Below are 20,119 nucleotides of genomic sequence, written 5' to 3'. Positions count from 1 at the left end.
TTACTCCGCGCCAAAAATTGGTAGTTTAACAAGTTCTAGTGTCGCTTGCTTACGTGCCATACGGATCACTTCTTTAACAGGTTTTAGGTATTCTTCACCTAATTCTTTCCACTGTTTAGTGTTGTTATCCCAAACCCAAGCATGTTTTAAGTCAAATGACTGTGCAACATAAGTAATACGACCTAAACGACCGATATCAACGTTAATGCTACGGCCATCAACATCAAGCGTACCTTGTGAAGCATTTACAGCTGAGCTGTATGATGTTTCTACTGTGTAAGCTTCAAGTACTTGACGGAATTTCTCAGACGTTGTTACAGAAGAAGAAGACATGATTTCACGTAATCTTTCAACACGACCTAAGCGCGTTTCAAGATTAAATGGAACGTCCGCTTTGATGAATTGCTCAAGCGTATCGATCATGCGATACATCAGAGGCACAACGTTTTGTTTAGTGTTATCAATAGTTGCTATTTGACGGTCAAACGATTCAATAGACGCGTTTTGGTCATCAACCAAACGTGCTACGTGATCGTTGTACACTTTCATAAGTTCAGTCTCATCAACGATGCTACGGTACTCAGCTATTAGCTCTTGAGTTTGACCATATACATTGTCAATTTTAGTTTGAGACTTAACTGCAGCCTTTTGAATTTGCTGACCTGCTTGTTGCACGTCATTCAAAGGATCTGCAATCACATTGCTGCTTGCAAATGCAAATGCGCCAACCAACGCAGTTGCTACAAGACTCTTTCTGATTTTAACAGACATAGTTCCCAACCAATTAAGTAATGTTACTTTTATAATTTAATTATCAACCTACAAGAGGAAGACAACCCTGATATCTTTTAATAGATATCAACCTTTCAATAATGCTAAATGCAGTAAGTCATGTCAACTTGATGTTTAGCATTACCTATAAATAAATATGCATATGAACTAGTTATTTAATATACCAACCCGATAACATTAACATTATTGCAACCACTTTACCGCAAATACTTTCATGAAACCCTTTTGTAATAACAACATTCATAATTAACAACTTAAAAATAAACATTATTATAACATTTGACATTAACTATTTAGAGACTAAAAAAAAAATATAAATAACCTTCTATTATTTTATCTTTAACAACTTTTGAGCGTTTTATAGACGAAAACTCATTTGTACCATAGATAATCTACAATCCACTTCATAATAACTATTGTGTATTACATTATAAAAAACTAATCATAAAGGTAGAATTCAAACAATAAATATGGCTTATCCATTTTTTAAAATGCAAAAATAATATAAATCATTACCACCCTATTAGCACAATGTTTATTTTTAATGTTTGCTACTAAAGCGGTATCTGCAGGCTTATTTTAGAGTAGTTGATAATTACTACATCCCCTAAGGCAATAATATTAATATGCTTAATTAAAAGGGTTATTTTAATGACGAGCAAGCCTCTTGGTCTTAATCAAGGCTTTATATTTCGTTGTTCTGAATTATTACTTTGCCATCACTTTCACTTAGTACGCTCGTGTGGTGACTATAAATTACTTTTAACGCAGCTAGTGATGATTTAATTCTATAGTCTGATCATTTTTTATTAATTTAAAGTGATGTGGATTGATTAACACAGCATTAAAGCTAAGGAGTGCTTACCCCTTAAACTCTGAGGCTGGTAGTTTGTAATATCCTGTTGTAGCGCCTTTGTTCGCTCGCAGCACTTACATACGCAACTTACATGCGTACACAAGTTACTTTTAATAACTTTGACGACCTTTTATTAAAACTGCTTTAAATTCAGTGGGAGTAAATAACGAAGGGGGATTTAAATTAACTACGCACAAACAAAAATTAGTTACTCTTTTTAAGTTACTTTCAACACAGTGAAGAAGCTATTTAATCTTTTTTAATAATATTACCATTAAACTTTATAATCCATGATTTGCTGTATTTGTGGTTATTTAAACTATAAATAGCAAATACATAAAGAATGATTTTATTTATTGAGTAATGGAATTTTTAAAAATTGTAATTATTAAAATGACGCATAACAACAGAGTGTTTAAGCTGATAAGTGATAATTAAAATATTTGGAGGTTAATATTTGGAGGTTAATATTTGGAGATAAAAATTTGGATTTTATTTGCGAGAATGTGAATTATTTAAAAAGAAAATTATGGTGAAACAGTAGCCTGTTTCACCACGTTGAACGAAGGTTCACATAATAAATTATGCTGCTTCTACGTTCTCAGCTTCAGGGCCTTTTTGACCTTGCTTGATGCTGAATGTCACTGCTTGACCTTCGCTAAGAGTGCGAAAACCAGAACCAGTGATTGCGCTGAAATGTACAAACACGTCAGGACCATTTTCTTGTTCAATGAAACCAAAGCCTTTAGCTTCGTTGAAAAACTTTACTTTACCAGTAACCGACATACTAAATTTTCCTGTAAGTCAATAATTAAAATTCAGCCATATTATTATGGCAATATCCTCCTTGAATCAATGCTCAAAAATATGGAGGTACAGTACAGGAAGAAGTAATAACCAAACCGGTAACCTTAAACGCAGCACAACATCCGTAAATTCATTAGGCAAAAACTCAAAGCAAGTTAAGATTAGCACATTAAATTTTATTTCGCTCTATTAATTAGAAAATATTTATCAATAATGCGTTGTTTCTGATTTTTTTTCTTAAACGGTTAATTTAAAAGCAAATAAATATAGATTTTATCCTGTAAGTGTCACCTTGCTGGCAATACTATTAAACGCTTTAGTATTTTCTATAATCATCTAACAATAAATCTAAAGCGCTTTTCTAAAATTACCAGCTGATTCTACCTAAACTTTAAACTCCGTTTAAAAAATGAAAAAGCCGCTTAGCTAAGCTAAACGGCTTTAAAAATTTTAGGTATTGTGAGCAACCAGGCTACTTAACTTGCCAGTCAATTGTATCCTCTGCCTTTATAGGTACTACTTGTGAGTCGCCAAGCGTATAACTTGCAGGCACTTGCCACGGGCTTCTTTCTAAAGTAATGGTATCTTTATTACGTGCAAGGCCATAAAAGTCTGGTCCAAAAAAGCTTGCAAAGCCTTCCAGTTTGTCTAGTTTACCAGCGCCTTCAAATGCCTCTGCGTATAACTCAATAGCAGCATGTGCGGTATAAGCTCCTGCACAACCACACGCAGCTTCTTTTTTATCTTTATAATGAGGCGCTGAGTCAGTACCTAAAAAGAATTTTTTATTACCACTTACTGCAGCAGCCATTAAAGCATGTTGGTGAATATTACGTTTTAAAATAGGTAAACAGTAATAATGTGGGCGAATGCCCCCTGCCAGCATATGGTTGCGATTGTACAGTAAGTGATGAGCAGTAATTGTTGCTGCAACATTATCCGGCGCATTAGTTACAAACTCTACCGCATCTTTGGTTGTAATATGCTCAAGTACTATTTTTAGCTCAGGAAAGTCAGTTACTACATCACCTAAAATCGTTTCGATAAATATTTTTTCACGGTCAAAAATATCAATAGACGAATCTGTCACCTCACCGTGTATTAAAAGCAGCATGCCTACGTCTTGCATTGCAGCTAAAACAGGGTAAATATTTTTAATTGAGGTAACACCTGAGTCTGAATTTGTTGTTGCACCTGCCGGATATAGTTTTGCTGCAACTATTTTGCCAGTTGCTTTGGCTTTTATTATTTCATCTGGGGTTGTTTTATCTGTAAGGTATAGCACCATTAAAGGCTCAAAATTGCCTTGTGGGCCTGCAGCCATTATACGTTCTCTGTATGCTAATGCCGTATCTGTACAAGTTGCTGGCGGCATTAAATTAGGCATAATAATTGCTCGACCCATATAACGGCTAATATCACGAACCGTGTCTTTTAATTGATCACCATCACGTAAGTGTACATGCCAATCATCTGGCCTGGTAATAGTGAGTGTTGCTGCAGAGTCTGTATTTTTAACGGTCATGAGTTGGTCCCTAAGCTAAATTTATCCGATCATAGGCATAGGACGTTTTCGAGTAAAGATCTTATTATAAATAATCAACCTTTGTAGCGCTGCAATTAAACTTTACAGTTTACATAAAGCAATTATCATTTTGTTTTGTAGGAAAGTTAATACCATGTTAAATTAGTACCCGTATTTATACTTAACTAAGAACTACATTATTTGCTATGCCTAACAAAGTAGATATCATTACAGCGCTCGAAGTTAAAACCGATCAGCTGAGTATAATTAATCAGTTCTCCTCAAGCTTGCTGCAATTAGATACGCTTGATGAGCTATTTGAATATGTAACTACCCAAGTGATTAATAGGCTTGGCTTTGTTGATTGTGTTATTTATCTTGCTGATACTGCCAATTTAACGCTTATTCAAGCCGCTTCTATGGGCGTTGCCAGTGAGCGCAAAGAATATCAAGCACAGAGAAAAGTGATCCGCTTTGATGAAGGTATCACCGGCTATGTAGCAACCACAGCTAAAGCAATCATGATTGGCGATGTAACCAAAGATAGCCGCTACATTGCTGATGAGCGCCCTGCTCAATCTGAAATATGTGTTCCACTTATATACAAAGATCATGTTTTAGGGGTAATAGATTGTGAGCACCCAATTAAAAATTACTTTACTAACTCGCACCTCGAAATACTCACTACGGTTGCTCACTTATTAAGTGCCAAAATAAACCAAGTTAATACGGTAAACAGCTTACAAACAACGGTTTTACAATTAAATAATGCCCAAAAGTTAGAAAATAGCCTGCTGCAAATTGCAAACTTAACTTATAAAGCTAAAAATTTAGACGTTTTTTTTGAATCGCTGCATTTAATTATTAATAGTTTACTCCCTGCCGATAACTTTTTTATAGCGCTATACGATAAACAAATTGACGTGTTAGATATTGTTTATATTGTTGAAGAAGGCATTAAAACCAACAGCCATCAAAAAATTTCAAAAGAGCAATTAAAAGACACTGCCTCGTATTATTTATTAGTTACGGAGCAATCTTTACTGCTCACTAATAGTGAGTTTTTACACCATGTAGAACAACAGCATTTTAAAATGGTGGGTAGGCGCGCAGAATCTTGGTTAGGTGTCCCATTTAGGGTAAACGATCGCCATAGCGGTGTTATAGTAGTGCAAAGTTACGATAAAGCACTACATTACAGTCAACACGATAATGCGCTGCTGACCTATGTTAGCCGACAAATAAGTATGGCGATTGATCGCCAATTAGCTCGCCAAGAACTAGAGCACCGCGCCCTGCACGATGACCTCACTGGCCTAGCTAATCGCTCATTACTTATTGAGCGAATTAAGCATGCTATTTTACGCCTTGCAAGAGCAAAAAAAGGCACTAGCCACGCCTTACTCTATTTAGATTTTGATCGCTTTAAAAGTATTAATGATTCACTTGGTCATGAAGTTGGTGATCACTTTTTAATAAAAATATGCCAATTAATTAAAGGCACGGTGCGCAATACCGACACATTTTCACGTTTAGGTGGCGATGAGTTTGCTATTTTTATGGAAAACATCACTCACCGCAATCAGGTAACGGATGCGCTCAAACGCATACAACTTGCCCTTTCAAAGCCAATTAATATTGACGGCCACCTATTACAAGCATCTACAAGTATTGGCGTAGCATTAAGTGATAACGAAAACGACAAAGCCTATATTTTATTGCAACAAGCTGATGCAGCTATGTACGAAGCTAAATCGACAGGACGCGGACAAGTTAAGCTATTTAATAATATTATGCGCAAAAAGCTTAAAACACATGCCGATATTGAAAACGACTTACAACACGGTATAGAGCACAATGAGTTTGAGCTGTATTTTCAGCCTATATTTACCATTGCAACATGTGAAGTAATCGGTTTTGAAGCACTTGTTCGTTGGCATCATCCCAGTAAAGGGTTTGTACCGCCAAATGACTTTATCCCAATTGCTGAAAAAACCGGGCAAATAATTAATTTAGACTTACATTTATTAGATTTAGCCGCACAACAAATTAGCACTTGGCATCAACAAGGACACCGGTTTTTAAAAGTCACCGTTAATGTATCGTCTCGTCACTTTGCCAGTTTAGATTTTGTGGCACAAATTCACGCTATTTATAATAAATATCAGCTCCCGCTGGGATCTTTGTGTTTAGAAATTACTGAATCGGGGTTAATCGAAAATTTAGACTTAGCTACGCAAATAATTGAAGGCTTATCGCCATTAAAAGTAAAGCTTTGCCTTGATGACTTTGGTACAGGTTACTCAGCGCTTGGTTACTTACATCAGCTACCTATTCATATTTTAAAAATAGATAAGAGCTTTATTGATCACTTACATGACTCAGCCAACCCACTCGTTGATGCTATTTTGTCGCTAGCAATATCACTTAATCTTGCAGTGGTTGCTGAGGGGATTGAAACTGCTGAGCAACTCGCTATTTTACAAACTACGCAGTGCAATTACGGGCAAGGCTATTTAAAATCAAAACCGGTAACAGCCCAAGAAGCTATTTTACTAATCGACGCCCCACTATAATAAAAAAGCCAGCTAATTATTGCTGGCTTATTTTTACGATTATTTTTATATAAGTAATATACGTAAGCTACATTTTTAAGGTGTAGATCTAACCTTTAACTCTTCACGCAGCTCTTTGGTTGTTTTAACCATGTTGGTAAGTGCTTGTCCCATGATCTGGTTTTAAACCACAATCTGGATTTATCCACAAACGCGCAACCGGTGCTTTAGCTGCTTTGTGAATAATTGCTTTTTATCCATGCAATACTAGGCATCTTAGCTGTATTAATATCCTAATACACTTGGTCAGTGTCATTCGGGTAATCAACATTTCAAACCTTTGTAATAAATCCATGCTCGCCCACAATATTTTTAGTAATTACACCAAAACCCAACATGAGCTAAACTCATGCAAAATCCATCAAATCTATTTTAAAATGACTTTCATGATTAAAAAACTTAATGTTAAGCATAGAGGTTACTAATAAAACACAATTAACAGCCTTCTAGACGTTGAAACGTTTTTTGTAAAAGCGTAATATGTGCTTACTCTGAGTTAAACTCACCTTTTTCATGAGAATTTTTAAAGATGATTGGTCTTAAACACTTAAAAACCATTGCTACCTTAAAAGAAACGGGATCTTTGGTTAATACCGCACGTGAGTTATTTTTAACGCAATCGGCTTTATCACATCAAATCAAAGATTTAGAGAACAAATTAGACTGCCAATTGTTCGAGAGAAAAACCCAACCAGTACGATTTACCCCCCAAGGTATGCTATTACTTGAATTAGCCCACGAAATATTACCAAAAGTAGAAGCAACCAAGTGCCGCTTAAAAGAAAGTTTAAACCAGCCTATTTCACAAATGCGCTTAAGTGTTGAGTGCCATGCGTGCTTTCATTGGTTATTGCCAACAATTAAAGAGTTTAATAATTTTTGGCCCGATATAAAAATTGATTACGAACGCGGTTTTAGCTACGACGCCATCCCTGATTTATTAAGTGATGAACTTGACCTAGTGCTCACCTCAGATATACGCGAACCCGACCAGCTAGAATACGCCCATTTATTCGACTTTAAATTAAAGCTCATTGTTGCCCCCGACCATGAGCTTGCTAAAAAAGCCTATGTAACTGCGCTTGATTTAAAAAACGAAACTATTATTTCCTACCCTATTCCGCGCGAACGCCAAGATATTTTTAAACACTTTATTCAAAATGCCCGTTTTGATGGCACACTTAAAACAGTTGACCAGGGATTACTTATTTTTCAACTCGTTAGTGCGGGCATGGGCGTGGCTGCATTACCCGACTGGCTGGTTACACCTTACGAAAGCCAAGGATTAATTAAGTCAATTCCGCTAGGAGCATTAGGCTTAACTCGCCCTATGTATTTAGCGATGAAAAAAGAAATGAAAGACAACCCTGTTTATCGTCACTTTTTAAATACCTGTAAGTTAAATAACGGTCGATAAACATCTTACACATGAGTAATATAAAGCTAACTTAGCTTTTTATATTACTCATTATGTTTGCCATTAAAAAATTATTGGGTGGTTTATTAATGCCACTGCCTTTATTGGGTCTATTTGCCCTTATTATGCTACTTTTGGCATTTAGAGGTAAAAGATCTGCTTTATTTTTATCTTTTATAAGCTTAACGGCGCTGCTTTTAGTCAGCACACCGCTGGTTGCTAACCTAATTATAAAAAATAACGAGTCACCCGCACTGGCATTTAATTCATTAAAACAGCCAAAAATTGACAAAATAGTCGTACTCGGTTGCGACATTAACCCCAACACGGCTTTAAGTGCTAATAACCAACTTGGCAACTGCGCACTTACTCGTTTAGTCGAAGGCATAAAGCTAGCCAAACTCTACCCAAATGCACAACTTATTGTATCGGGCGGCGGATACCAAAAAGTCACTAATAGTAGCTTAATGTATAACACAGCAATAAATTTAGGCATTAATAAAAATCGCTTAGTGCAAAATCCAGCGGCTATGGATACCCCAGCCGAAGCAAAATTATTAGCCCCCACATTAGTTGACTACAAAGTGGCATTGGTTACTTCAGTTTTACATATGCCGCGCGCAAAAGATTTATTTAACGCCCAAGGTGTTGAGGTAATAACAGCAGCAACTGACTATCATAACTTTGCTGTATTACCTTGGCACAAACAACTCGTACCAAATGCCCAAGCTTTGCATGTAGTAACACAATACAGCCATGAGGTAGTGGGTAAAGCGTGGATCAGCATGCGCCGTTGGATAGACCCAGAAGCACTTTAACGTAAGTTCAACGCAGTAAATTACAAATAGTGTATCAAACCGGATTACTTAAATAAGTGTCCGGTTTTATTAATTTATAACTCTTTTCGCCAGTAATAAGTGTCGTACATTCTGTCAGTGAGCGGCATAACATCCCACAAAGTTACACGTGTTAGTGCACTTACCAAAGACAGCTTTGATTACTTTGTTAAGCAACAAGCAGTGACTTTCCATCGCGCTTAGAGTCAAATTCCAAATGCTAAAGCAGATACATAGGGAGCTCACTTTAGGCCATTTTACTACATGAACAAGCTATAACTATAACCATCATCATCCGGCACTAGAGGGAGTAATATTAGCTACACTACCTTTCAATTGGCCACTTCACTTTAACTGTATAGATTTTATTTTCTTAGTATCAATAAGTTTTTCTAAAACACTTTACTTAAAGTTTTTTTCGCAAAAAATGAGATAATAATACCCGGAATAGATAAAGCAACGGCAAAGTACACCAAGCTCATAGGTGAATAAATCCCCAGCAGCAGCCCAGCAACAGAAGATGCGATCATAACGGATAAATTAAATACCGAGGACTGAACTGAAGTAGCAACATCTTTAGCATTTTTTACCTGCCTGCTAACGGCGGCCTGCATTAAAGTGACTAAGGGACCAAATGAAAGACCCCAGATAAAAAAAGCAAAATGCCCTACACCTTTTACTTTGCCAAACATTAGTAATGTGAGCATAGAAACAATAAGTAATGCAAACATGGTTATTGTTAATAGCCGCAGGTATTTATCGATAAGTTTTATAGCTAAAAAAACAGAAATCATCGAACCTATACCAAAAAACAATAAAGCACTTTCAATCCCACCAGCTAAACCAATTTCCTCAACCAGGCTTGTAATGTAAACATAGGCACCATAATGTGCGGTTACACCAAGCAAGGTAAGCACAAGAATAACTAGTACAGCTGGATTTGTTAATACCGCAAAAGGTGAGGAGCTTTTGCTCAGCTTTTCACCGGGCGCAGAAGGCAATGCAAAAAAGCTAATAATGGCAATAGCAATAATAACCAGCCCAAAGCCAATAAACTCACTTCGCCAGCCATATTCATTGCCAATAGTGGTCATTATGGGCATACCAAGACTAATTCCCAGCGTGGTGCCTGCCATAATAACCGCAATAGCCTTGCCATGATGTTCCTCATCTACCAGTCGCATACCGTAGGCTGCAATCATTGGCCACATCACACCTGCACAAATGCCTCCGATAATCCTAAGAAAAATAATAACGTTATAATTATCAATCAGCCCAACCACAATGTTTGAAACAGCAAAGCCACTCAATAAAAGCAGTAGCAAGTGCTTACGATTAAATTGCATGGTCATTGAAATGAGCGGAATTGCAAATATCGCTGACGCAATGGCGTAGTAACCCACTAAATTACCTGTTTGCATTTCACTAATATTAAGATCGGCCATCATTAAAGGCAGGATACCTGAGGGCATCAACTCCGACAGTATTCCTACAAAGGTCACTGACGACATTAAGATCATAATCAGCCAAGGGAAAAAGCTCGCGTTTTTTTGAGAAATATTTTCAGTGCTCATAGTTTTTATCGGTTCTTACATTTTTTAAATTTATTGGCTTGGATGTGGCCAGATTAAGTGTGTGGTGAAAATAGCTGTTGAGTTGCAGTAAAGCCAATTGTTACTCTATAAACACTACAGTCGCTTACTCTTCAACTCGTGGTTGTTAATTAAACAACCCCATTTGCTTTCATTATCTCATAGTCTCGCCAGAAATCGTTGGTCTGTAAAATAGCAAAACACACCCAGACTTGGTAACTAACAGCTTGTGCCTGCTCGTTTGCTATCCATGAGCCAAAAGTAAATTCGTGTCATTAGCATTTAAAAAACAAACCTAAACTCAGCATTTCCTGCCGCCTAAATTAGTATTTCCGAGGAGTATAAGTTGAAGTTTCTTAGTATAAAACTCGATAGCACCGTCTTAGTTTTCAATGATTAGAGCTACATTTTTAATGTGCGGTTGAACTGATTTAGACCTGATAATTTACGAATATATGCAGTTTTTTTAACTACGCTGTAATTACAAACCCACCACCTCAGATACTGTGTTATACGCTACGTGGAGCAAACATAATGATAGCCATACCCACAAGTGCTACACCTGAACCCACCAGATCCCATGTAGTTGGACGAATACCATCAACAATCCACAACCACAAAATAGCCATGAAAATATACACGCCACCATAAGCGGCATACACCCTACCCGCAGCGGCTGGGTGTAACGACAATAACCAAGCAAATATAGCTAGGCTAAGGGCTGCAGGAACCAGTAACCAAACCGATTTCCCCTCGCGCAACCAAAGGTATGGTAAGTAACAGCCTATTATTTCTGCCAAAGCAGTAATTAAAAAAAGACCAAATATTTTTATTTCGCTCAAAAGTGACTCCTCTCATTACTTATATTCGAGGCTCTGAAGCTTCTAGTTATAAAAAAGCCTTCAAACACTAAGCCCTAAAACGCGATAGCTGCTTAAATATAAAATAGTTTTTAATATTAATAGCTTAATTTTAAACTGTTACTTTGCATGTAGTAAAAACTCCACAGCCGCAACGTTCACTAACACATGTATTAATATGGTTTTTGCGTTATTTACCAAAACCATGGCAGCTAATGATGAGCCTCATCTCTTTATAAATAATTTCTCAATGCATTAGCCATTAGCTAATTAATCACCTAGCTGCTACCTAACTTTATATAGCAGCTAGGTAGCTAATGATGATTCTATATGTATTACATTTTCAACTATTTATACTGGGTTATCTATGTCAATAAATGTGACGTCAAAACCATGCTCTTGAGCGAGCAGCTCGCCTAATGCTTTAATGCCGTAGCGTTCTGTGGCGTGGTGCCCTGCGGCAAAAAAGTCAATATTCTGCTCGCGCGAGCTATGAATAGTTTGCTCCGACGCTTCGCCAGTTAAGTAGGCGTCAAGGCCTTGCTCTGCAGCTAGGTCAATGTAACCTTGCCCGCCACCGGTGCATAACCCAATTGTCTCTATTTTATCGGTTCGTACTAAACTGCTCAGTGGTGATCTGTTTAACACTTGAGCTATTTTATTGGCAAACTCTTCACCCGTTAACGGTGTTTTTAAACGCCCTTTCATTGCTACGCTGTTTGCAACAGGCTCTAAACCCGCTTCAATTTCAATATCTAGCAACAGTGCTAATTGTGCGTTATTACCAAGTACCGGATGTATATCGAGCGGTAAATGATAAGCAAATAAGTTAATGTCATTTGCTAATAACGCACCAATGCGGCGTTTTTTCATACCTGTAATTGGTTGCGATTCGCCTTTCCAAAAATAACCATGGTGCACTAATATTGCATCAGCATTTTTTTCTATTGCAGCATCAATCAGTGCTTGGCTTGCAGTAACACCAGTAATTATGGTTTTAATTTCATTTTTGCCTTCAACTTGTAGGCCATTTGGGCAGAAATCATTAATTGTGTGGGGTTTTAAAATGTCATTTAACAGCTGGTTAAATTCTCGATGTTGCATACAAGTTACCTTACTTAACACTGAATTTTGTGCAAATTTTGGCTGTTTATGGGCTAAAATGGAAGGAAAATCGCAAAAAATTGAAAAACACTTTTAAAATAGGTATAAATAGGACTTCTTTATCTGTGTTAACAACGTATAGGGTCTCTAATGAGCAAACTAGACAAAACAGCAGTGTTATCTGCCTTTGAATCAGCGTATGAAGCTGCCAACGGTAAAAAACCTGAAATCACTACAAAACCAGGCTGGTACAGCATCGATGGCGGCAAAAATTTACGCCTAGCTGATGTAGCAGAGTTAACTAAAAAGTTAACTTCTGGCAAAACTGCTAAAACGAAAAAAACTAAAGTGGCTGCACCTGCTAAAGCACAGAAAAAAGCACCATTTACTGTTGTTACCGAAAATGAAGACGGTTACACAGCTGAAGAGTTTTGGATTGTAGAATTAGCGCGTAAAGAGCACGACTGTCGTTTACCGCGCGGTGTTGTTTAACAACCTAATTTGATTTTAAAATAAACCGCGTTAAGCGGTTTTTTTATGCCTATAAAAAAGCGGCTAACTTAAAACTAAGTTAGCCGCTTTTAAATGTGTTATGGGTTATTTAAACTCTAACTTTAAATGCTATTTGTTGTTTTCAAAATAAAGTGGTTTACGCTGCTTTTTACCCACTTCAACCATAGTTGCGGCATTAAATAAGCGGCCGTTGATCATGGTGTAGTCAATTTTGTCTGAGTCGCGGATATTACTTAGCGGGTCGCCATCAATTACCATTAAATCAGCAAGTTTACCTACTTCAAGCGATCCGACGTTTTTATCTAGCCCTAAGTACTTAGCAGGATCAAGTGTTGAGGCCCTAATTGCTTCAAGTGGGGTCATACCACCTTGGGCAAACATCCACATTTCCCAGTGCGCACCTAAACCTTCACGTTGGCCATGCGCACCTAAGTTAACTAGCACACCTAAGTCTTGCAGCTCAGCAGCTACGCGGGCATTGTTAAAGTGGTTATAGTGATGCTCAGGTGCTTTAACGCGGCGCATTGAGCGTGGTAGTAATTGGTTTTTAGGTACAAATTTACTTAACCGTGGGTGATTCCACACATCCGTTTTATCGTACCAGTAATTTTCGCCCCAAATACCGCCATAGGCTACAACAAGCGTTGGTGTATAACCTACATCACTTTGTGACCACAGCTGTTTTATATCGTCGTAAATATGCTCTATCGGAATTGAATGCTCAATGCCTGTATGCCCATCTACTATCATACTTAAGTTATGCTGTAGTAATGAACCACCTTCAGGCACTACCATCATTTGCAGTTCACGCCCTGCTTCTATTACTTGCTGGCGCTGCTCGCGACGCGGTTGGTTGTACGATTTAACACTAAACGCGCCAACCTTTTTTAAACGCTCTAAATGAAATTTAGCATCATCTAACGAGTCAATATGCGAGGTATACCCTGGCATATTGGCGCCATATAAAATCGAACCGGTAGAGAATATACGCGGGCCAACTATCATGCCTGCTTTTTGCATTTCGCTGGCGGTGAATATTTCAGAGGTGTCGTTTGATGGATCGTGAATTGTGGTTACACCTAATGCAAGCCCTGCAAAGTTTTTCCAGTTTTGTTGTGGAATAATTTCATCACTTGCTTGCGAGCCATGCGCATGAGCATCGACTATCCCAGGCATAATCGTTTTGCCTGTTACATCAACTACTTTAGCGCCTTTAGGAATACTTATATCAGCGGCTGTGCCAATGGCTTTGATATGCTTGCCATCGGTGATTATCACGCCATTCTCAATCACTTTTTCGCCATCCATAGTAATAATTTTAGCGCCAGTTAGGGCTATCATGCCCTTTGGCTCAGCCATTTTTTTACTAAAGCTAATGTTATCGCCACTTTTTACTTTAAAGTCTTTATCGTCAGCTTTGTTAATAGCAAACATACCCTCAAGGCTGGCATGATAAAGCTCAGGACCTAAGGTCCAATACAACTTATTGCTGTTAGCGCTCCAGCTAATATTTTCTCCCGCACGAACAGATAACTGCTCAATAGGAAATTGGTTGTCTGTGGGGCTAATATTAAGCGTTTTACCGCTTTCTACAAACGGTGTTACAAATACTTTAAAGCGCTCCGCAAACGCAAGGTATTGGCCATCTGGCGATACTCTAAATTCGGTGGCATGCTCAGATTCGTAAAGCTTACGCACTTTTTTAGTATCAAGCTCTACTACACTCAGCGTTGGTTTTGGCCACGGGCTCATGATGTACACTCGATCGTTAGCTGCGCCAAACTGTGGCTGATAGCCATTTTTTGAAATTAACTCACTTTTGCCGCCTTTAGTACTTACGCTGTAAACTCCTGGGTTTAGTGACCACTTAGGGTTTAAAATACTGCCACCGGTGGCTTTGCGATAAACCACTGTTTTACCGTCTGGGCTAAAGGTAGGCTCAACGTACTTACCCGGTTGCTCAGTTATGGTGTCACCACGGCCACTGCTCGCAGAAACCACACGTACTTGGCCTTGCTCGTTATCGTCCCATGTGGTGTAAACTATTTTTTTGCCATCACGCGAGTACTGCGGAAATAGCTCATAATGATCGGTTTGTTTGGTTAAGCGTTTAATTTTACCTGATTCTAAATCACGTTTATAAATGTGTCCTAACGCTTCAAAAATAGCCGTTTCACCATCTGGGCTAATTTGTACGTTACGCAGCATTTTTACATCAAATTCATCTGTATCGAGGTTTTGAGTAAAACGCACTGCTTTTTGAATTTTTTTAGTGGTTTGTACTTTAAAAGCAATGGTTTCTACCGATTTATCGCTAACATCGAGTTTATGTATTGTGCCACCAGCCCAAAATACCAGTTGTTGATTATCTGGCGTCCAAGCAATCGTGGGGTAAACACCATGAATAGCCCAGGTTTCTTGCATATCGCGTTCTAACTTATCGTACAGTTTAGTGTGCTCACCGCTAGTTAAGTCGTATAAGTACAGGCTAGTTTGAAAGTCGTCACGCTTTATATAAGCAAGCTTTTTACCATCGGGTGAGGGGGTTGGTCTTATTGCGCCACCCATGCCACTAATCACCGTTTCAATTTCGCCGGTTTCACGGTCGTAACGTTTTATTTTATAAATTCCCGCTACAGAGTCTTTTGAATAATGAAAGGTTTTACCTGGCGTTGCATCATGTGAAAAGTACACATAACGACCATCGGGCGAAAACATTGGTTCACCCAAGTCTTTTTGATCGTCAGCTCGCTTAGTAAGCTGTACTCCTTTGCCACCCGCTTTATGATAAAGCCATACTTCGCCTGCCCCTAATGAGCGACTTGCGGTAAAGTGTTTACGGGCAACTAGGTAGTCGCCATCAGGACTCCATGCAGGGCTGTTTAATAAGCGAAAGGTTTCGTCGGTTACTGCACTTTGGTTTTCGCCGTTTAAATCCATAATCCAAATATTATCGCCGCCACCTTGATCTGAGGTAAAAGCAATGTGTTTACCATTTGGGCTAAAGCGCGGTTGCATTTGCCATGCAATATCTGAGGTAAGTTGTGTGGCACTGCCACCACTTATTGGCATAGTATAAATATCGCCAAGTAAATCAAACACCAGTGTTTTACCATCAGGGCTAATATCTAGGTTCATCCATGTGCCTTGATCAACACTAATGGTGGCATCTACAAATTGCCCTTTAGGTGAATCTACTTGCCATTTTGGCTCATCGTCTTGTTGGGCTTGTGCGTTGCCTAGTGCCAATGACACAGATAAAGCTAGCACCGTTTGCAGCATTTTTTTCATGCAATTCTCACTTATTATTGTTGCTCTATGTAACTCTCTTACATGATTGCAACAAAAACGTCGACAAGTTGCCAGCGTTATAAGATGAAATGCCGTAAATTAATGCCAGACTATAGGGTCAAATTGATAATAGTCCACCAGCAAGCGATAAATTTCAGGGTCATATCGGCGCAGTTCTGCTGGTTTTTCTAAAAAGGTTTCGGTGATCACCGCAAAAAATTCAGCCTCATTAGTCGCACCATAACTATGAATAACATGCTCCATACTATAAGCAACATGACTTTTTAACTGATTAAAGGCACGACTAAATACGCGCCCCCATTCTTTATACTCGGCTGAAGTTTTAAGTAACGGCGTGCCGGTTGTTTTGCCGGTTTCTTGATCTAGCTGATGCGCGAATTCATGAAACACTAAATTATGGCCATCACTGGGTAATCTATTCCCCTCTAGTACATCGTGCCAACTAAGTACTAGTGTACCGCCTGGCCACGACTCTCCAAGCCTAACTGCATTATGATAGCTAACTAAGCCAGCACTATCACGCGTTGACTGCGGTGCATAATAAGCACTTGGGTATAGGAGTATTTCTTTTACGTTTTTATACAAAGGCCAAGGCTTATTGAGCACTAGCAGGCAGGCATCTGCAGCAACTATTAACTTCATTGCGCCAGTTAGTTTTAAGCCATCGCACCCCACAAAGCGTTTTTCGCTTAAAAACCACATAATATGGCGCTCTAACTTTGCTCTATCGGCATCGGTCATTTTTTTATAAATAGGCATACAACGCAGTAAAATATCTTTTTGCTGCGAATTAAGCTCAAGAGTTTTATATTTACGTTGCCATAATCTATTTTGAATAGCTGGCCAACGCCAAAAAATAACCACAAAAATAATTAAGATAACAATTAACAATCCATTTATCATGCTGATGCCTTCGCTCAATGTATACTCTCTATATGTGTGCGACTGAGGCACTTTTCAATTACATGATTTCGGTACGATTACGGCCACCGTTTTTTGCTTTGTATAATGCCTGATCGGCTCCCGATAACAGTCGGTCGTAATCGTCTATATTATTGGAGTCAGAAACACCAAAACTTACGGTTACTTGATGCAACCCTTCTGCAATTACTGAAAAATCGTTACTTGCAATATCCTCCCGTAATAGTTCACACATGAGCTTTGCTTCTGCTGCAGTTTTGTTAGGAAATACTAAGGTAAATTCCTCCCCGCCCCAGCGAGCTACTTGTTGCTCTCCTTCACAGCGCGATTTAAGCATTTTGGCTATTTCACAAATAACTTTATCACCAACAATGTGTGACCAGCCATCGTTCACTCGCTTAAAGTGATCTATATCCATGATAGCAATAGCTAATATTTTATTTTCCTGCTTATAAGTGGCAAAATTTGCTGCTAACCAACTATCGAAAGCGCGCCGGTTAGGCATGTCAGTAAGTTGATCGTGAGTGGCTTGATAAGCAAAAGCATTGGCCTGTTCTTGAAGGTCCTGTGTTTGCTTTTCTACTCGTTTAGTTAGCTCTGCCTCTACTTTTTTATAATGATATAAGCGGTATTTATAAATAGCATATATAGTGACCAAAAAAGTAAAAAACAGTGTTAATTTAAAGCTCAGTTTTTGCCAATAATGCGCCTGAATTATAAAGCTAATTTTTTGCTCATTTTGCTGCCATTGAGTATTTGGATACCCGGCGCGCACCTTAAACGTATACTTACCTGCAGGTAAGTTGGTGTATTCTGCACCTGTCATGTGCTGGCGGTTTACCCACTCTTTATTAAAACCTTCTAACTGTGTTTGAAAACTTAAACGCTGCGGCATAATAAAACTCAAACCCGCATACTGAAAAGATAATCTTGAAACATTAGGCGGCAATAATACTGTTTCACCATCTAATGGGAGCGCTGTTGCTCTGCCGTTAACGCTAAAGCTCTCAATGATAGTAGGCAAATCTACTTTGCTTGATGCTTGCAATAACTCAAGTTTTAGCGCGCTTACTCCTTTTGCAGTAGCAAACCAAATGGTGCCATTTTTATGCACTGTTGCTGATGGGGTCGAGCCGCCATTAACTTGTGCACTGAGCATGCCATCGCCCTCGTCATAAAGTTGAAATACGAGTGGAATATTTATATTTTTTTGTTTTTCATCAAGAACATGATTAACGTGCTGGCGATCAACCTGAATAACCCCGCGGTTACTCGATAACCAAAATGAATCTTTATGAGCCACAATTTGAAATAACTTATCGACTGGCAGCCCTTGCTCCCGCCCTAAAATAGCCATTTTGCCCGCACTGTGCTCATAGCGCATTAATCCACGATCTGTCGTCATCCATGTGTAGTCGTCATCGAAATAAAAACCAAATCCATACTCGGCAGCAAATTGCGCTGGAAAGCTTATAGCACTAAATTGCTCAGTTAGTATATTAAACACCACAACCCCATTGCCGGTGCCAATCCAAACATTGCCTTTGTTATCTTCACTGAGTGCTAAAATAAAACCGCTAGGCAGCTCTTTTTCATTGGTAAATTGCACTAATGAGCCATCTTTTTCAACTCGCGTTAACCCCATAGCAGAGCCGATCCATAATCGCTGTTTAGAGTCGAGTAATAGCCCTCTTACTTCGTTACTCCCAAGGCCATTACTACGATTTAAATAAGGCGTTATTTTATTATTACTGACCTTTAATACACCCGATGTATAAGTGCCTATCCATACATCGCCATCCTCGCCCTCCAGTAAACTCAATACCGAATAGGGAGAACCTTCTTTAGCACCTTCTATTTGAGTTACATTATTATTTTTAATTTTGTTAAGGCCGGCACTACTCCCTACCCATAAGCTACCATCGGAGTGCGATAATACCGTTCGCACGTAATCCCCAGCTAAACCCCGCTTAGTAGTCCAGGCGGTAAATGGCGCCTCCCTTAATCTAAACAGCCCGGCATTAGTGCCCACCCAAATACTGTTTTCCCTATCTTGTAATAAAGACAATATTCTATTAGCAGGGAGTCCGCCTTTCGCATCTAATTGCTCAAGCCCAGCCACACTGAGTCGAAAAATACCTTTATTAATAGTGCCAAACCATAAATCACCGTGGTTATCTTCTAATAAACTAGAAATAGACTCGACACTGAGCTGTGGATGGATGGCAGTAAATACTGCGTCTTTGAGAATATAAGCGCCGCGCTCACTGCCAATAATTAATTTCCCTTGGCGAGTAAGTAGTAGAGTATAAACTGCTGCATTGGGTAGCCCGTCATCGGCTGTTATTAAGCTTGCTTGCTGATCAACAATTTTATATAAACCATCGCTAGTAGCAGCCCAAATAACGCCATTGGCATCTTCAAGCACACGATAAGCGCTAACATTATGAACAATGGCCTGATCGTGTTTACTATTAGCCCCGCGGTAAAATACGCCATCGTTTTCTAATGCCAGCCAAAACCCGTCATCGTTACTTTTAATTATGTGATTAACCATAGCTGAGGCACTCGGCTGAGTATTCCACTGTCTATATTGATATAAGCTGATACCACCTCTTGCACCGGCTATTAATAAGCCGCCGTCATCGGTAGGAGTAAGTGCACGAAGCCCTGAGTCGGGAATATTATTTATTTCAGCGCGAGTAAATAGTTTAAATTCTTGGCCATTAAAGCGCGCTAAACCCTCCCATGTTGCTATCCATAAATAACCGTCTTGAGTTTGCGCTAAGCTATTAATACTATTGTGAGGCAGGCCTGAGCGGGTATTCCATGTTTCAAAAAAATAATCACTTAAAGGTAAACGAGTTTGTGACTGCACCTGACACGTGAACATGACGAAAAATACACATAAAATCCCTAAATGCTTCATCACTGCGACCTTTATAATTATTATTGATTAATTAGTATTA

At 38.7% G+C, this 20,119-nt stretch carries 15 protein-coding genes; 5 read left to right on the top strand and 10 right to left on the bottom strand.

Features of this window, described 5'->3' with window-relative positions:
• Nucleotides 1–771, bottom strand: a complete 771-nt coding sequence (locus tag RB215_RS06055) for a DUF3450 domain-containing protein (RefSeq protein ID WP_011327871.1) — start codon at nucleotides 769–771, stop codon at nucleotides 1–3.
• A 672-nt stretch (nucleotides 772–1,443) separates the two neighbouring features.
• Between RB215_RS06055 and RB215_RS06050 the strand changes: the two genes are divergently transcribed.
• Complete coding sequence (locus tag RB215_RS06050; RefSeq protein WP_309217020.1) at nucleotides 1,444–1,578, top strand: hypothetical protein; 135 nt, start codon at nucleotides 1,444–1,446, stop codon at nucleotides 1,576–1,578.
• 652 nt (nucleotides 1,579–2,230) lie between these two features.
• Here the strand turns inward: RB215_RS06050 and RB215_RS06045 are convergent.
• Complete coding sequence (locus RB215_RS06045) at nucleotides 2,231–2,434, bottom strand: cold-shock protein (RefSeq protein ID WP_002961702.1); 204 nt, start codon at nucleotides 2,432–2,434, stop codon at nucleotides 2,231–2,233.
• A 493-nt stretch (nucleotides 2,435–2,927) separates the two neighbouring features.
• Complete coding sequence (pyrC, locus tag RB215_RS06040) at nucleotides 2,928–3,980, bottom strand: dihydroorotase (protein ID WP_086993324.1); 1,053 nt, start codon at nucleotides 3,978–3,980, stop codon at nucleotides 2,928–2,930.
• A 206-nt stretch (nucleotides 3,981–4,186) separates the two neighbouring features.
• Between pyrC and RB215_RS06035 the strand changes: the two genes are divergently transcribed.
• On the top strand, nucleotides 4,187–6,556 hold the full coding sequence (locus tag RB215_RS06035; RefSeq protein ID WP_011327867.1) for a GGDEF domain-containing protein: 2,370 nt from the start codon (nucleotides 4,187–4,189) through the stop codon (nucleotides 6,554–6,556).
• Between the two features lie 124 nt (nucleotides 6,557–6,680).
• Here RB215_RS06035 and RB215_RS06030 read toward each other — a convergent pair whose 3' ends face one another.
• On the bottom strand, nucleotides 6,681–6,746 hold the full coding sequence (locus tag RB215_RS06030) for a hypothetical protein (protein WP_231613568.1): 66 nt from the start codon (nucleotides 6,744–6,746) through the stop codon (nucleotides 6,681–6,683).
• A gap of 378 nt (nucleotides 6,747–7,124) precedes the next feature.
• Between RB215_RS06030 and RB215_RS06025 the strand changes: the two genes are divergently transcribed.
• The gene (locus RB215_RS06025; RefSeq protein ID WP_309217019.1) at nucleotides 7,125–8,012 is read left to right on the top strand and encodes a LysR family transcriptional regulator; all 888 of its coding nucleotides are present in this window, start codon (nucleotides 7,125–7,127) and stop codon (nucleotides 8,010–8,012) included.
• A gap of 53 nt (nucleotides 8,013–8,065) precedes the next feature.
• On the top strand, nucleotides 8,066–8,830 hold the full coding sequence (locus RB215_RS06020) for a YdcF family protein (RefSeq protein WP_309217018.1): 765 nt from the start codon (nucleotides 8,066–8,068) through the stop codon (nucleotides 8,828–8,830).
• A gap of 410 nt (nucleotides 8,831–9,240) precedes the next feature.
• Here the strand turns inward: RB215_RS06020 and RB215_RS06015 are convergent, their stop codons facing one another.
• The 3 genes from RB215_RS06015 to RB215_RS06005 form a co-directional block, all read right to left on the bottom strand.
• Nucleotides 9,241–10,368 (bottom strand): MFS transporter, encoded by a 1,128-nt coding sequence (locus tag RB215_RS06015; protein WP_309217156.1) that lies wholly within the window; start codon nucleotides 10,366–10,368, stop codon nucleotides 9,241–9,243.
• 581 nt (nucleotides 10,369–10,949) lie between these two features.
• Nucleotides 10,950–11,282, bottom strand: a complete 333-nt coding sequence (locus RB215_RS06010) for a YnfA family protein (protein ID WP_309217017.1) — start codon at nucleotides 11,280–11,282, stop codon at nucleotides 10,950–10,952.
• A gap of 369 nt (nucleotides 11,283–11,651) precedes the next feature.
• The gene (locus RB215_RS06005) at nucleotides 11,652–12,404 is read right to left on the bottom strand and encodes a Nif3-like dinuclear metal center hexameric protein (protein ID WP_309217016.1); all 753 of its coding nucleotides are present in this window, start codon (nucleotides 12,402–12,404) and stop codon (nucleotides 11,652–11,654) included.
• A gap of 150 nt (nucleotides 12,405–12,554) precedes the next feature.
• Here RB215_RS06005 and RB215_RS06000 point away from each other — a divergent pair, with 150 nt between their 5' ends.
• Nucleotides 12,555–12,896, top strand: coding sequence for a hypothetical protein (locus tag RB215_RS06000; protein ID WP_011327857.1), 342 nt, complete (start codon nucleotides 12,555–12,557; stop codon nucleotides 12,894–12,896).
• 129 nt (nucleotides 12,897–13,025) lie between these two features.
• Here the strand turns inward: RB215_RS06000 and RB215_RS05995 are convergent, their stop codons facing one another.
• The 3 genes from RB215_RS05995 to RB215_RS05985 all read right to left on the bottom strand — a co-directional run bounded on the left by RB215_RS05995 (nucleotide 13,026) and on the right by RB215_RS05985 (nucleotide 20,079).
• Complete coding sequence (locus RB215_RS05995) at nucleotides 13,026–16,208, bottom strand: amidohydrolase family protein (RefSeq protein ID WP_309217015.1); 3,183 nt, start codon at nucleotides 16,206–16,208, stop codon at nucleotides 13,026–13,028.
• Nucleotides 16,209–16,307: 99 nt separating this feature from the next.
• Nucleotides 16,308–17,132, bottom strand: coding sequence for a M90 family metallopeptidase (locus RB215_RS05990; RefSeq protein ID WP_182678473.1), 825 nt, complete (start codon nucleotides 17,130–17,132; stop codon nucleotides 16,308–16,310).
• 58 nt (nucleotides 17,133–17,190) lie between these two features.
• A complete protein-coding gene (locus tag RB215_RS05985) occupies nucleotides 17,191–20,079 on the bottom strand; it encodes a two-component regulator propeller domain-containing protein (protein ID WP_309217014.1) in 2,889 nt (962 codons plus the stop codon).
• Nucleotides 20,080–20,119 lie beyond the last annotated feature (40 nt).

Origin of the sequence: Pseudoalteromonas sp. HL-AS2, assembly GCF_031198805.1 — a bacterium.
Taxonomy (GTDB): Bacteria; Pseudomonadota; Gammaproteobacteria; order Enterobacterales; family Alteromonadaceae; genus Pseudoalteromonas; species Pseudoalteromonas nigrifaciens.
This window is presented reverse-complemented; position numbering and strand designations above follow the sequence as displayed.